The sequence below is a fragment of the Rhodococcus sp. 05-2255-1e genome (assembly GCF_002259025.1).
Classification (GTDB): domain Bacteria; phylum Actinomycetota; class Actinomycetes; order Mycobacteriales; family Mycobacteriaceae; genus Rhodococcoides; species Rhodococcoides fascians.
The window spans coordinates 335,621-350,114 of record NZ_NOZE01000010.1 but is presented as its reverse complement, the minus strand read 5'-3'; the positions used below and the strand labels follow the sequence as shown (position 1 = coordinate 350,114).

General features: G+C 63.1%; 15 protein-coding genes and 1 riboswitch. Of the genes, 10 read left to right on the top strand and 5 right to left on the bottom strand.

Going from position 1 to position 14,494, the window contains the following annotated elements:
- Positions 1-21 precede the first annotated feature (21 nt).
- The 7 genes from CH262_RS09510 to CH262_RS09480 all read left to right on the top strand — a co-directional run bounded on the left by CH262_RS09510 (position 22) and on the right by CH262_RS09480 (position 7,681).
- Positions 22-966 carry a hypothetical protein gene (locus CH262_RS09510; RefSeq protein ID WP_032387545.1) on the top strand — a complete coding sequence of 315 codons (945 nt, stop codon included), beginning with the start codon at positions 22-24 and terminating at the stop codon, positions 964-966.
- Positions 967-1,113: 147 nt separating this feature from the next.
- A complete protein-coding gene (locus tag CH262_RS09505; protein ID WP_094717486.1) occupies positions 1,114-2,211 on the top strand; it encodes a hypothetical protein in 1,098 nt (365 codons plus the stop codon).
- Positions 2,212-2,438: 227 nt separating this feature from the next.
- A riboswitch (ZMP/ZTP riboswitch) is annotated at positions 2,439-2,526 on the top strand.
- Positions 2,527-2,541: 15 nt separating this feature from the next.
- Complete coding sequence (locus CH262_RS09500) at positions 2,542-3,780, top strand: benzoate/H(+) symporter BenE family transporter (protein WP_052057331.1); 1,239 nt, start codon at positions 2,542-2,544, stop codon at positions 3,778-3,780.
- A 93-nt stretch (positions 3,781-3,873) separates the two neighbouring features.
- Positions 3,874-4,218 carry a nuclear transport factor 2 family protein gene (locus CH262_RS09495; RefSeq protein ID WP_032387419.1) on the top strand — a complete coding sequence of 115 codons (345 nt, stop codon included), beginning with the start codon at positions 3,874-3,876 and terminating at the stop codon, positions 4,216-4,218.
- Positions 4,215-5,054: an SDR family NAD(P)-dependent oxidoreductase gene (locus tag CH262_RS09490; RefSeq protein ID WP_032387420.1), complete on the top strand. Its 840-nt coding sequence runs from the start codon at positions 4,215-4,217 to the stop codon at positions 5,052-5,054. The genes CH262_RS09495 and CH262_RS09490 overlap by 4 nt, the downstream gene beginning before the upstream one ends.
- Positions 5,055-5,193: 139 nt before the next feature.
- Positions 5,194-5,640 (top strand): VOC family protein, encoded by a 447-nt coding sequence (locus CH262_RS09485; RefSeq protein ID WP_032387421.1) that lies wholly within the window; start codon positions 5,194-5,196, stop codon positions 5,638-5,640.
- 442 nt (positions 5,641-6,082) lie between these two features.
- On the top strand, positions 6,083-7,681 hold the full coding sequence (locus tag CH262_RS09480; protein WP_094717485.1) for a TPM domain-containing protein: 1,599 nt from the start codon (positions 6,083-6,085) through the stop codon (positions 7,679-7,681).
- Between the two features lie 51 nt (positions 7,682-7,732).
- Here the strand turns inward: CH262_RS09480 and CH262_RS09475 are convergent, their stop codons facing one another.
- The 4 genes from CH262_RS09475 to CH262_RS27525 all read right to left on the bottom strand — a co-directional run bounded on the left by CH262_RS09475 (position 7,733) and on the right by CH262_RS27525 (position 10,651).
- The gene (locus tag CH262_RS09475; protein WP_094717484.1) at positions 7,733-9,370 is read right to left on the bottom strand and encodes a cation:proton antiporter family protein; all 1,638 of its coding nucleotides are present in this window, start codon (positions 9,368-9,370) and stop codon (positions 7,733-7,735) included.
- A gap of 203 nt (positions 9,371-9,573) precedes the next feature.
- Positions 9,574-10,029 carry a tellurite resistance TerB family protein gene (locus CH262_RS09470; protein ID WP_094717539.1) on the bottom strand — a complete coding sequence of 152 codons (456 nt, stop codon included), beginning with the start codon at positions 10,027-10,029 and terminating at the stop codon, positions 9,574-9,576.
- A 142-nt stretch (positions 10,030-10,171) separates the two neighbouring features.
- Positions 10,172-10,504: a hypothetical protein gene (locus tag CH262_RS09465; protein WP_027497121.1), complete on the bottom strand. Its 333-nt coding sequence runs from the start codon at positions 10,502-10,504 to the stop codon at positions 10,172-10,174.
- A gap of 6 nt (positions 10,505-10,510) precedes the next feature.
- Entirely contained in the window at positions 10,511-10,651 is a 141-nt protein-coding gene (locus CH262_RS27525) for a hypothetical protein (RefSeq protein WP_155288453.1), read from the bottom strand.
- Positions 10,652-10,681: 30 nt separating this feature from the next.
- On the opposite strand from CH262_RS27525, the gene CH262_RS09460 reads away from it, so the two are divergent.
- From CH262_RS09460 to pabB, 3 genes are all read left to right on the top strand, one after another.
- Positions 10,682-11,020 (top strand): RNA polymerase-binding protein RbpA, encoded by a 339-nt coding sequence (locus tag CH262_RS09460; RefSeq protein ID WP_027497120.1) that lies wholly within the window; start codon positions 10,682-10,684, stop codon positions 11,018-11,020.
- Positions 11,021-11,295: 275 nt separating this feature from the next.
- Positions 11,296-11,691: a chorismate mutase family protein gene (locus CH262_RS09455; protein ID WP_027497119.1), complete on the top strand. Its 396-nt coding sequence runs from the start codon at positions 11,296-11,298 to the stop codon at positions 11,689-11,691.
- A gap of 10 nt (positions 11,692-11,701) precedes the next feature.
- Complete coding sequence (gene pabB / locus CH262_RS09450) at positions 11,702-13,786, top strand: aminodeoxychorismate synthase component I (protein WP_094717483.1); 2,085 nt, start codon at positions 11,702-11,704, stop codon at positions 13,784-13,786.
- A gap of 53 nt (positions 13,787-13,839) precedes the next feature.
- Here the strand turns inward: pabB and CH262_RS09445 are convergent, their stop codons facing one another.
- Positions 13,840-14,436: a hypothetical protein gene (locus tag CH262_RS09445; protein WP_032365824.1), complete on the bottom strand. Its 597-nt coding sequence runs from the start codon at positions 14,434-14,436 to the stop codon at positions 13,840-13,842.
- Positions 14,437-14,494 lie beyond the last annotated feature (58 nt).

Below are 14,494 nucleotides of genomic sequence, written 5' to 3'. Positions count from 1 at the left end.
TTCATTGCTAGCCTCGCCTTCATGGTCATGGACGAGTGGCTGCTCGATTCGGATCCAGCGATTCGATGGCAGGTACTGCGCGATCTGCACGACGCGCCCCCTGCTGATGTGGCGAGTGAGCGCAATCGAATTGTGTACGAAGGCTGGGGCGCGCGTTTGCTTGCCGCGCGCGACCCGAACGGCCTGTGGGCCGGAGGTGCTTGCTTCCCATCGGGTTTCGACGGCGATTTCTCAGGAGGGCAGCCATGGACTTCGACGCTTCATTCGTTGACGTTGATGCGCGAGATGGGTGTCGACCCGTACGCCGGTGAAGTACGGACCGCCATCGAGGCGGTGCGCCGGAATTGCCGGTGGGAACACGCAGGCCAACGGTTCTTCGACGGTGAAGTCGAGCCCTGCATCAACGGGAGGACTGTCGCCGTGGGTGCATATTTCGGAGTCGACGTCGACGCGATCGTGACCAGATTGGTGAAAGATCAGCTCGCCGACGGTGGCTGGAACTGCGAGGCGGAGTACGGATCGACTCGCGGGTCTTTTCACTCGACGATCTGTGTGCTCGAAGGGTTGCTCGAGCACGAACGAGCCACGGGCGGCACTCCCGCGTCGAGTGCCGCACGCCACCGAGGCGAGGAGTACCTTCTGGAACGCCGGCTGGCCAGGAGGGTGAGCACGGGGGAGCTCGTCGAACCGAACTGGTTGCTTTTCTCCTTTCCGACCTGGTGGCATTACGACCTGCTTCGTGGAGTCGACTACTTCCGAACCGCTGGATCTTTCGTCGACCCGAGATTGACGGCGGCAATCGAACACATCCGGTCGAGACAGTGTGACGACGGCACTTGGCTGCTGGACAGAACTCACGCCGGTGCGGTCCACTTTCCGATCGAGAATGGCGATGGGCGTCCGAATAGGTGGAATACCCTGCGCGCCCTGCGAATCATGAGATGGTCCGGAGTGGAGACATCGTGACAATCCGCGCGTGAGCCGTCGACCGAGTGAGCAGCGAAAACCTCTGTGCGGACATCGGTTTGGTGAACCGATGCCGAATTCGCCGAGCCTCAGGAATTCTCGAGCCAGAGGGTTCCCGGATCGGACCTGACTGGTTAGAATAATGCGGTGTCGGGGATCGACCACAACCAGGTGGATCGAGCGGGTTCCGCAGGCGAACCGGCTTCGGTGTTATTGATCGCTGATCCCGGCAAACCCACTGCGCTCGCACACCGGGTGGCTGCGCACCTACCGCAACACTTACGAAGCAGAGACCACCGCGAACGCAGATGGACGTCGCGAGTACGCAGTAAGCCGTACCTCTCTGGAGAGCAAGCGGACTTGGCGGACGTTATCGACGCTGTCGATCCGTCTTCTGAGGACGCAGAAATCGTCGTGTACCTCACCGATCTGCCACGGCGAGAAGACACCATGCCGGTGGTGGCCGACGTCAGCGCCGAACGATTATTCGCACTCATCTCCGTTGCAGCGGTGGGTGGTGTGCGTATCGAGGACCGCGTCCGCACGGTGACCGAACTGGCAATCGCCTGTGCCGTGGGTGAACCGGAACTAGCCCCACCCGGCGCACCATCGCGGTTTCCCAGCGAGAACATCGAGGGCGGAACACGCTTCTTCGCACCGTCGGGACTTCGACGGTTGCGGCTGTTGTCGGGGATGGTGCGGGCGAACCGGCCGTGGCGGCTCGTGACAGGGCTGTCGAAAGTGCTGGTCGGAGCTTTTGCCACCGGAGCGTTCGCGCTGGCTACCAGCACGATTTGGTTGTTCGCCGACACAATGGGCCCATGGCGAATGTGCGCGGCGACGATTCTCTCCATAGCGGCGATGGTTCTGTGGCTGATTCTCGATCACGAATTGTGGGAGCGGCCGAAATCACCCGAAGAGCGAGACAGATCTGTGCTGTACAACGCAGCGACAGCCGTGACGTTGGTGATCGGCGTTGTCGTCCTCCACATAGCCCTGTTCTGCATGCTGCTGGGGACCGCGTGTCTCACACTTCCTCCGGGACTGCTGTCCAGCACCCTCGGACACGCGGTCGGCTTTTCCGATTACCTCAGTCTCGCTTGGCTACTCGCGTCCATTGCGACCATCGGTGGGGCGCTCGGTTCGGGCCTCGAAGACGATCGCGCAGTCACCGAAGCCGCATACGGTGTGCGGCAGAGGCAACGGATCGAAGAGACGCAGGCACGCTCGAACGACCCGGAATGACACTGCGACCGATAGAATCGTGGCCTGCCCTCTTCGACGGCGGCACGGATTTCGTCGGCCGACCATCGAGGACTGCCCGGGTTCGCAACGCGCACAGTCTTTTCGATACCGGGCGAAAGCATCAATGGCACCCAAGATGGTTCGGGTGGTGCGCGTCGGGTTGCTCCATGGGATGAAGCGGTCACGGTTGTTCCGGTACCGATGGTCCGTAGTTTCGGTCTACCCTGTGGTCGGGCCGTGACTGGCGCTGTGGATGGATCACCATCGGGAAGCGGCCTCGTCTGTTGACGTCTGCCGCGCGCCTGGGCTCCCACCGAGCCGAGGAGAACCATGAGCCACACCCCACCGCGTGATACCGCCGATTCTGATGCACGTAAGACGGGTGGACTGGCGCCACCGATCACGGCAGGCGTGGTCTCGGCCTTGGTCGGGTTCACCAGTTCGTTCGTGATAGTCCTGAGCGGCCTGACAGCGGTAGGAGCGAACCACGAGCAGGCCGCCAGCGGCCTGCTCGCTGTCACCGTCGTCATGGGTCTGGCCTGCATCGTCCTTTCCTGGCAGACTCGGCTGCCGATCACCGCCGCCTGGTCCACCCCCGGCGCGGCCCTGCTCGCGACCACCGGCACCGTCGATGGCGGTTGGCCCGCCGCGGTGGGGGCGTTCCTTGTCACGGGGGTGCTGATCGTCCTCACCGGTTTGGTACCCCAGCTCGCGGCGCTGGTCACCCGCATCCCCACCTCGCTTGCCCAAGCCATGCTCGCCGGGGTCCTCCTGCAGCTCTGTCTCGGCCCGGTCACCGGGTTGGCTGTGAACCCGATCGCTGTCGCCCCGGTTGTCCTGACTTGGCTTGTTGCACTTCGGTTCTCGCCCCGTTGGGCCGCGCCCCTCGCCTTTCTCGCTGCCGCAGTCGTCATCGGCATCACCGTGGCAGCCGGCGATACCACGGTGGGCCCGGCGGACCTGCTACCTCGGGTCCATTTCACGTCGCCGACGTTCACTGTCGCGGCTCTCGTCGGGATTGCACTTCCGCTGTACCTCGTGACCATGGCTTCTCAGAACGTCCCGGGTGTAGCGGTCATGGCCGGTCTCGGCTACCAGGTTCCGTGGCGGCGATCGATGGTTGTGACCGGCGCAGGCACCCTGCTCGGTGCGACCGCCGGCGGGCATGCGATCAACCTGGCGGCAATCAGCGCCGCCTTGGCTGCCGGGCCGGACGCGGGTGTGGATCGCACTCGCCGATGGATTGCAAGTCTGACTGCGGGAATCGTCCTGATGTTGCTCGGCGTGGCGTCAGCGTCGTTCGGCACACTCGTTGCACTTGCCCCCGTCGGTGTCATTGCCGCGGTCGCCGGACTCGCCCTACTCGGGACACTCGCCGCGTCGTTGACCGCCGCGTTCGCTGACCCGGTAGAGCGAATCCCCGTCGTCATCACTTTTGTGACCGCCGCGTCCGGCACAGTCATCGTCGGTGTCAGCGCTGCCTTCTGGGCGCTCCTGGCCGGGCTGGCTGCACGCTTGCTGCTGGGCAAGCCACCGGTCCGCCGCTTGACGTCCTCGGTAACAGCGTGAGTCGACGGGGCGCCGGGGCGAGTGTCGGTCATGAACACTGGTGTGCCGATCCGGTATTGACCTTCCCCCTGGGGGAGGCATCACCGTGGTGTCATGACCACAGAATGGGATGCACTCCCGGACAACGTGAAGAAGTTCATGACCGCCCTCGACGCCCGACAGGGCGCTCGCGCGATCACCGTGTTCACCGCAGATGCCGTCGTGACCGATGAGGGTCATGATCACTCTGGCCGCGACGAGATCGAGGCCTGGCTGACCGCCTCGGTCAATGAGAGTGAGTACACCTACACATCGGAGTTCACGGGAGCGACCGCGACCGGCACGACCGCCGACGTCACGCAGCACCTGGAAGGCAATTTTCCCGGGGGAGTCGTCGACCTGCACTACCGTTTCACTCTGGACGGCGCGCTGATCAACCGGTTGGTGATCGAGCCATGAGCAAGCGATGGTTCATCACCGGTGGCACCCCAGGCGGCTTCGGCATGGCGTACGCCGAGGTGGCTTTGGGCGCGGGGGACCGCGTGGTACTCACGGCGCGGCGTCCAGGGGAACTGGCGTCGTGGGCCGATCGGTACGGTGACCGCGTTCTCGTCGTGCCCATGGATGTCACGGACGCGGCACAGGTACTGCAGGCGGTACGAACGGCCGAAGAGCATTTCGGCGGTATCGACGTGCTGGTCAACAACGCCGGTCGCGGCTGGTACGGATCGATCGAGGGAATGGACGAAGCCTCGATCCGGGCAATGTTCGAGCTGAATTTCTTTGCAGTACTGTCCGTTACGCGAGCCGTGCTACCAGGAATGCGCACCCGCAGAAGTGGGTGGATCGTCAACGTATCCTCAGTGGCCGGACTTCTGGCGGCGGTCGGATTCGGCTACTACAGCGCTACGAAATACGCGATCGAAGCCGTCACCGACGCTCTGCGCCAGGAGGTTGCCGAGCACGGCATCTCCGTGTTGGCGGTCGAACCAGGGGCTTTCCGCACCAACGCCTACGCTGGATTCGCCGACGAGCCTGTCGCGGAAGCGATTCCGGATTACCACGACATGCTGGAACAGGTTCGTGCCGATTTCGTCGACATGAACGGGGTGCAGCCGGGCGATCCGTATCGTGGTGCCCGTGCGGTGATCGAAGCGATGGCTCAGGACCCGCCGCCGCGCCGACTGATCCTGGGCAACAGCGGGTACGACGCCGTGATCGGTGCGCTGGAACAAAACTTGGGCGACATCCGGTCGAACGAAAGGCTTTCTCGTAGCGCGGATTTTCCGGAGTAACCGAGTTGGTGGAGCTCGCTGATTCTGCCGCGGCTGCACGAGGGGACCGGTGAGATCCAGCGGTTGATCGTCGGAGGCGGACTGATGAGAGCCGAACAGAAGCGCAATTCGTGAAACATGCCAGGCGTAGGCTCCTGGCATGTCGTTCAGAATCCTTCGCTCCGACCACGTCGGCTTCGCCGTCGGTTCCCTCGATGACGCCCTTCGGTTCTGGGTCGATGGTCTCGGCGCGGTCCTCGAACGCACCGGCGAGATGGGTGGAGAGTTTCTGGGAGAGGTCACCGGAGCGCACGGGGCTACAGTCCGGATGGCGGTGGTATCCGTTGCGGGTCAGACGGTCGAACTGCTGGAATATCGCAACGTCCAGGGAGAGCAGGGATCCTCTCGACCACACGATCCTGGTTTTGCGCATCTTGCCTTCGAGGTCGACAACATCGACGCGGTCCTGACGCGAATCACGGACTTCGGGTGGACGGCGCAGGGAACTCCTCAACCTATTGCCGGCGGGGCAAAGGTGGGCACCCGCGTGATGTACGCGGTGGGTCCACACGGAGAGACGATCGAATTCATGGAGCCGCCGCAGTGACAACCGATTACCAAGGTCGATCGAACGTTCAGAACATTACCTGACATAATGTTGATTATCGGCAAACTGTCGACCTGCAGTTCGCTGGGATCGACCGTAGTTCGCTGCAGCCCAACAACTTTGCTCGACGCAGTCGATTCGGCTGAAGCTCTTCGTTGTCCGAAGTCTGCGTCGACGCGACGCGTCCCGGTGGTATCGAAATGCCTGCGGGAAATGTGACGGGCTTCCGGTCGACAGCTATCGCAGCCGGCCCGCTGACTACCCGCTGTCATGGGATCGGCGCACTGCGGATCGGACGGCACCCTCTCCCTCTCCGCTCTTTCCTCACAGTTGTTTCGTCACTGTGACGAAACAACTGTGAGGAAACCCGTTCTGGATATCCACTGCCGCGTCGGCCGATTGTGCTGGCTACCGTAGACGAACTCTGGTTAGAGTTCGTTCGATGGACGCCTTTCTCGAGACATCCCGTCGCCGGAACTTCCACCGCCGAGTTGCTGCAGCCGTACTGATGGCCCTCATTGCATCGTTCGGCCTCGTTGGCTGCTCCGACGATCCGTCCGGCGGAGACGCCGGCTTCGAGGGTTTGACCTCGGGTCAGCGTGTCTACGACCGAACGGGTTTTTCCCTGAATCCGGCGCAGACCGCGGACATCCAACGTCAGTTGGAGAACTTGAAGTCCGACACCGGTGCGGACGTGATCGCGTACGTGCGTGAGCTCGACGCGGACCCCGACAACACGTTGGATCAAGTAGAAGACCTGCAGCAGAGATGGGTGTCCCTGACGGGCGTCGACCAGGACACTGCAGGCGCAATATTGATCAACCGGGAGCCTGGAAAGATCGACGAGGCTCGCGCGGGCATCTTCGTCGGCTCCACGTACGACGACGGTAACGTTCCGCGGGACGAACAAGAGGCCATCATCGAGGACGCACTGATTCCGCCGCTGCGAGATGGTGACGTCGCAGGAAGCCTGACCGCGGGCATAGATCGCCTGGCGTCCGACATTCGCACCGGTCCGCCGGTGACTGCCTTGGACAGATTCGCCGACGGTCCAGGCTCGACCTGGCTGCCGTGGGCCGGTTCGGTGATCGCGCTTCTCGGGCTGCTTCTGGTGGGAACGGTGTTTCGGGGCCGAGCGAAACCGACTGTCTCCCAAGAATATCCGACGACGGTTCGACCGGACCAGGCCACCGATGCAGCGTACGCGGCCGCCCTGGTGCACCGCAGCGCGCAGCCCAGCGGCGTACCAGGGACCGTACTGGCGCTTGCCACCGCCGATGCGCTCACCTTCGAGCAGGACAAGAAGCCGGGAAAGGTCGACAAAGGGACAGTCAAGATCAGGCTTGTCGACCGAACCCGTGCCCGCGGCGAGGTTCAACAGGCGGTCTGGTCGATGCTCGCCGAACGAGCCGAGGACGATGTCGTACCCGGCGACGAGTTGAAGAAGATCGCTCGAGGCCCCGGTGCAACCAAAGAACTCGTGGAGAACACACTGCGGGCGAGCGGATTCGTTGCCGACGGCTCAGGTCGACGCCGGACAGCGTTGGCCGGTCTGGGCGTACTCGGCGGGGCTCTCGCGATCGGAGGAATTGCCGTCGCGACGTCGGGTGCACCGACGATGTGGCTCGCGGTGGTGTTGTCAGGGCTTCTCTTCGTTGCAGGACTGTGGACGGCGATCGCCTACTCACGCTTCTCGGTCGCGGGCCTGGACGCCTCTCGCCCCTGGGAGGCGTACCGCGACGGACTGAAGCAGGCCGCCAAGGACAACGACGAGTCGGTCGATCTGAACGTAGCTCTGCCGGACATCGTTGCGTTCGGCTTGGCCCCGTTCTTTCGGAAACGACTCGAGGCCGCAACCGACCCCGGGAGTGACACGCCGCTACGAGCCTTCACATCACCCGCGGATGCCGACTATGCGGCGGGTGTTCCGGTGGTCCTCCCCTGGTCTGCGTTCTCCGGTGTGTTCGTCTCCAGCAGTAGCGGATCCGTTGCGTCCGGTGGAGGTGCAGGTGGAGGAGGCGGAGCGGCAGGCAGTACCTGACGACTCCCCCATTCGTTTCCGGCGAGCGCCTCCATCACTCGCACCGCCGACCTATCCGGTGTTGTCCGGTGTACGCGGCTCGTCGGTCTCGGAGTCGGTGCGATCATCGATGTATTCCGGGGTCGAATGCCCCACTTGGTCGGCCAGTTCCAATCCCGCGCCGGCGTAGACGTTGAAGGCGATATCGACGCCCTGGTCTTTTGCCCACTGCACCTCGTCGTCGTACCGTGCGACCGCCGCCACTGTTCCGCCGAAGCCGGACTCTCGCAGACACGCCAGTGCAGTGACGTTCGCACCGTGCCGCGGCATGGCGAGCACCGCGATCCGGACGGAATCCGATCTGCGTAGTCGGTGCCAGAAGTCGAGGTCGGTGGCATCACCCTCGATGACACGCAGTCCCTGCTCGGCCAGTCGACGGATGCGCGGGCCGTCGTAGTCGACTCCGACGACGTCCAATCGGTAGTGCTCGTTCAGTCGCTGGTAGGCCGCGAACCCCACACGCCCCATGCCGATGACGACGACTTCGGCGTCGCCGGCATCACCGGGCCGTTCCTCGGGGTGGAGGCTCTGCTCGTCCTGGACGGGCAGCCGGCTCGCCATCTTCTCGACCATCAGGTGGCCGCGGCCATTGACCAGCGCGGACACGACGAAACTCAGAGCCACCGCGATCGACATCTCGACCAGCCACGTGGGTTCCAGCATCCCGGTCGTCACTCCGACGGAGACGACGATCAGACCGAACTCCGAGTAGTTCATCAGACTCAGTCCTGCGAGCAGGGCCGTTCGATACCGAAGTTTCATCGCGGCGAACAGCGCTACGTAGAGCACGGATTTGAGCGGCAGAACGAGCATCATCAGCAGAGCGACAACGAGACTGGGCACATCGGGTAATCCGGACAGACCTATCGAGACGAAGAAGCCCACCAACAGAAGTTCCTTGAGGTGGAACAGAGACCGTGCGAGTTCGGACGACGCGGAATGCGAAGCCAACAGGACACCGATGATCAAGGCACCGAGGTCACCTTTGAGGCCGAGCGTGGAGAACAGTGCGTACCCCGGAACCAGAGCCATCACGATGCCGAACAACGACTGCATCTCGCCGTGCCCCAGCCCGCTCCAGATTCTCCGAAGAATTCGCGTGAGCGGCCACAGCAGGACGAGGGTGAAGGCCCATGGGCTGGGCAGAGTGCCGCTCGTGACCGTCAGGAAGACGACGGCAACGATGTCCTGCATGACGAGGACGCCGATGGCGACGCGGCCGTAGAGCGCATGCGACTCCCCCCGCTCCTCGAGTACCTTGACGACGAACACGGTGCTCGAGAACGACATGGCGAAGGCCAGGAGTGCGATGGTCGTCAGGCTTTGCCCGGACAGCATGGCCAGGCCGGCCACGGCGGCCAACCACAACACCGTGGTTCCGAGCGCGACGCTGATCGCGAGATGGACCGACGTGGTGAGCCAGACCTCGCGGCGCAACAGAATGCGCAGATCGAGCTTGAGGCCGATGGCGAACAACAGCAGCGTCACCCCCAAGTCGGCGAGCAGGTCCAGCTGCGGCACCTCACCGACATCGAGAGCGTTGATGACGAACCCAGCCGCCAGAAAGCCGACCAACGGAGGAAGTCGCACCGCCATCGCGAGTCCGCCGAGCCCGAATGCGATGACGAGATAAATCGCGGCAACAGTCATGCTCGGTCTCCTCGGTCACGGATCGATCGGTCCGCTGCCGCGTCTACGACGTCTGTGCACCCAGCCGGAACGAGCAAAGTAACCCGCGGAGTAGGAAATTGCAGGACAGATGGAATCCAGGGACGGCGACGGCGACCGACGACGTCGAAGCGTCGTCGGTCGCCGCAGACCTCATCCGGTCTCGATGCCCACGTCGGAGCGGGTCAGAGCTCGAACTCGGCCGGGTCGATTCCCACTGCGAAGCATGCGTTGCGAACGGCGTCCTTTTCGTGGTCGTCGAAATGCCCGTCGGCACCGCCGATGATGATGCCGATCTGGATGACGGCACGGGCCTGGTCCGGCTTGGACTTCAACTTGCCGATCGTCGCGGTGGCCTCGACCTTTCCGAAATCGAAGTCACCCTGCAACTTGTCGCAGTACCAGTCGAACTTCTGGCGGAGCTCATCGGACTCGAAGACGCGGAGAGCTTCGTTTCCGGCGATCAGCGCTGCCGTCTTCTGCCGCTCGGCCGGATCGATCGTGCCGTCCGCGGCGGCGATGAGAGCGCACATCGCCATGCTGCCGTTGGCGAACTCCTTGTTCTTGAACTGGCTGGTCTTGGTCTGCAGCTGCCCGTTCAATTCCTGTGCTTTGGACTTGAGTTGATCCCAGAACGCCATGGAGCTCCTCTGTGTGTCTTTGCGTCCGCGCAAGACGCGCGTGCGTCGCCCATTGTCCACGGAGTCGGTGAACAACGACGGGAGCGATGTCGTCGACCGTCGCGCCGCACGAAGGACGACCAGCGAGGAGCCTCGGAAATACTCAGCGCAGTCGCTCTGCATCGTGTGCTTTAGCCACGAGCTCGATGCACAGGCGCTGCAGTTCGTCGGCGGCGGCACCTTCTGCCACTGCGGTGCTGACGTCCTCGGCCGCGCAGCGCAGTTCGAATGCGCGATCCGCAACGGCCGATGCTTCTTCGGCGGTCAGCACGACGGCGTCGACGGGAATGGACGTCCCCTTGACGGCACTGCGCTGCTCGTACGCGCGTTGTCTGCACGATTGTCGGCAGTACCGTCGTTTGCGGCCGGTGCCGACATCGTCGATGGGACGTCCGCACCACTCGCACGTCTGGTTGCGACGGGTTTTCACGGACATGGTCGCTCAGCCTACTTTGCCGGCGAGGTAAGATGCCTTGATCTGCGCGGGCGAGCCGGGAACGAACGGACGCTCGACGACGTTGTAGATCAGTGGGTGGACGACGAAGCTCGGCCGGGCCGAAACCGGCCGGTGGAATCGGCGCACATACCTACTATCGATGGAGAGGACTTCACTATGGCAGATCGTGTACTTCGAGGTAGTCGACTGGGAGCCGTCAGCTACGAGACCGATCGTGATCACGATTTGGCACCCCGCCGCGTGGCTCGCTATCGCTGCGACAACGGTGAGGAATTCGACGTCCCGTTCGCCGACGACGCCGAGATTCCCGGTACGTGGGCGTGCCGTAACGGACTCGAGGGTTCTCTGATCGAGGGCACCGCGCCCGAGGCGAAGAAGGTCAAGCCTCCCCGTACCCACTGGGACATGCTCCTCGAGCGCCGTTCGGTGGATGAACTGGAAGAGTTGTTGAAGGAGCGCCTCGATCTGCTGAAGGTCAAGCGACGCGGAGCCTGATCCCCTGACCGATGCACCGCCCGATTGGAAACAATCCGGCGGTGCATTTTTTCGATGGGTTGGAAACTCGGAGATTTTTTTCGGGTGACTTGTGTGATTATTGTCGTTCAGCGTCCGTTTTCTTCGAGTTTGAGTGGCGCGAAAACGGCTCGGGATGACACCATCGAACATCGCATGTAGTCGGTTACCGAGTCTGTGATGATCGCGGTAACAAATGTCGGCTGCGACCGATAATCATCAGCACCGTAGTCGTCGAAAACAGGGGGCATCAACTCGTGAGCCAGGGTTCCGATCAGTGTCTGCACGACGATCCGCGGACGGCGGCGTCCGACTCGGAATCGGACGGACGCGTTGCGGTCGGCGAACAGAAGTTGGCGGAATTGCGCCGCGAATTGGACGGTATCGACGAGGTCTTGCGCGCAGCCGTACGCGACCGAATCGACGTGTGTGTACGGGTGGCCCACGTCAAACGCGAATTCGGTATTCCCATGATGCAGCCGGGCCGGGTGGGCGTGGTGACCGAACGGGCTCGTGAGTTCGCGTCCGCGAACGGATTGTCGCCCGACTTTCTCGAAGAGTTGTACAAGTCGATGATTGCCGAGGCGTGTCGCGTCGAGGATCTCATCATCGATTCTCCGGGGCCAGAATCTGGCTTCGAGGGCGAACGATAGAGGTACGTCGATGACGATCAGAACCCTCCTTGTGGACAATTACGACTCGTTCACCTACAACCTGTACAGCCTCCTCGCCGAGGTCAACGGCCGACCACCGACCGTGGTCAAGAACGACGTCGCGTGGTCTTCCCTCGACTTCGCCGCGTTCGACAACGTCGTGATCTCGCCCGGTCCCGGCCGCCCGGACGTCGAGCAGGACTTCGGTATCAGTGGTCGAGTGATAAGCGAATCCGATCTCCCGATTCTGGGTGTCTGCCTCGGCCATCAGGGGATGTGCCACCTCTTCGGGGGCGAGGTCGATCTGGCCCCCGCACCGATGCACGGCCGCATCACCGACATCACGCACACCGGGGTGGATCTGTTCGAGGGGATTCCCTCGCCGTATTCCGTGGTGCGCTACCACTCTCTGGTCGTCACCCGGACTCCCGCCGACTTCGAGGAAGTCGCCTGGACCCCGGACGGTCTGGTGATGGCGGTTCGTCATCACAGCAAGCCGTTGTGGGGAGTGCAGTTCCACCCCGAGTCGATCAGCACCGAATACGGGCGTGAGCTGCTGGCGAATTTCCGCGATCTGACGCTAGCGCGGTCGAGCGCAGCGAACGCAGCGAACGCAGCGGGGACCCACGATTCGATGTTCACCATCGAAACCCGCACTATCGACAGCGATTTCGACTCCGAGCGCGTGTTCCAGACGCTGTTCGCGCACGACACCAAGAGTTTCTGGCTGGACGGAAGCGCCGCACTCGAGCCAGAGTGCCGATTCACCGTCATGGGCGATTGCTCCGGGCCGCACGCCGAATACGTGACGTACTCGGTAGCCGAGACGATGGTGACCGTCGAGGGCTCCGACGGCACGAAAGAACACATCCACTCGACGTTCTTCGACTACATCGACGCCCAACTACGTCGCCGAGCTACTCCCCCGCGGCACGATCTTCCCTTTGCATTCGGACTGGGCTACGTCGGCTACCTCGGGTACGAACTCAAGGCCGATACGGGCGGGCAGCTGGTGCACACCTCGGCGACCCCCGACGCCTCGATGGTGTTCTCCGATCGGGCGTTGGTGTTCGACCACGAGGCCGGCACCCTGTACTTGATGGGGTTGGCCGATACCCCCGGGGATCCGGTCCTCGCGCAGTGGTTCGACTCGGTCACCGCAACGCTGAGTGGACTGTCCGAGAAGGCGCAGACCGTGAGCGCGCCCAGTGGGATACCTGCGTCCGGTGCTCCGTTGCTCGGCGCAGAGCTGTCCCTGGAGCCACGGCTCAGGCACGATCGCACGCATTACCTCGACCTCATCTCTCAGTGCCTCGCCGAAATCCGTTCCGGTGAAACCTACGAGGTCTGCCTGACGAACACTGCCACCGTGGCCGGTTCCATCGACCCCGCGGCGACGTACTCCTACATGCGGGAAATCAATCCCACCCCGTACAGTGCCTTCTTGAATTTTCCCGACGTCTCGGTCCTGAGCGCCTCCCCCGAGCGATTCCTGCGTATCGACGCCGACCGCATCGTGGAGTCCAAGCCCATCAAGGGAACTCGGCCGCGCGGGGCCACCCCCGAAGAGGACAACGCACTCAAGGCCGACCTCGTCGCGAACGAGAAGGACAAGGCCGAGAATCTGATGATCGTCGATTTGGTGCGTAACGACCTGGCTCAGGTGTGCGTTCCTGGTTCGGTACACGTGCCGAAGCTGTTCGACGTCGAAACCTATGCTCCCGTGCACCAATTGGTCTCCACGGTTCGTGGCCGGCTGCGTGACGACGCGTCGGCTGCCGACTGCATCAGAGCGGCGTTCCCCGGCGGCTCGATGACCGGCGCTCCGAAGATTCGCACGATGGCAATCATCGACAAGCTCGAAGATGGGCCGCGCGGAGTGTATTCCGGTGCCATCGGCTACTTCTCGATCACGGGTACGGCAGATTTCTCGATCGTCATTCGCACGATCGTGGCGACCGAGCACGAGGTCACGTACGGCGTCGGAGGCGCGATCGTCGCGCTCTCGGACCCCGACGAGGAGTTCGAGGAGACGATGGTCAAAGCGGTGTCGATGCGTCGAGCCCTCACTGGCCGGACAGCGAACAGCGGGTAGAGCGCACGCGCTCTACCCGCTGTTCCACATCCCTCGGCCAGTGGCCGTCGTGCCTACGCAGTGGTGAAGTACTCGAACACCGCAGGCTGAGCTTCGGGGTTGGCGTTGTTGATTCCGATGACCGTGCCGGCGACCGTACCGATCACGGTTCCGATAATGCAGCCCGAGATGAAGTTCGGGAAGATCGAGACGCAGCCGATGGCGAAGCCGAGGCCTGCACCGATGGCCGTGCCGACGCCGCCGCCGTTGTTCCAACCGATGGCGAGCTGGTTGACCATGTTGTCGAAGGCCTGCTGCTTGGTCTTCGCGCCTGCGACCTCAGCGACAGGAACGGTCTGCGGGGTGAGAGTGAGTTCCCGACCTTCGGCACCGATCAGGGGCGCAATGGAGTAGACGGTTCCATTGATGGAGTACTCCAGCGGGATCGACGCCACCGTGGAGCCGGCCTGGTCGACGATCGACACCGTCTCGCTCGTCGCATCGACGCGGAAGAGACCGGCGTCGAGGATGGTCTTGACGGTTCCATCCGGGTTGACCGACGTCTGGTAGTTCATCGACTCCGACGTCGGATCCGCTACGGCCTGGCCTGCGCCGGTGGCTACGGCTGCGGTCAACGCCACCGCGACCGTTGCTGTTCTGATCAGTTTCACTGTGTCCCCTGGTAGTAGTGATTCGCATTCGACCACTCGAGTATCGAAAGCCGATGGT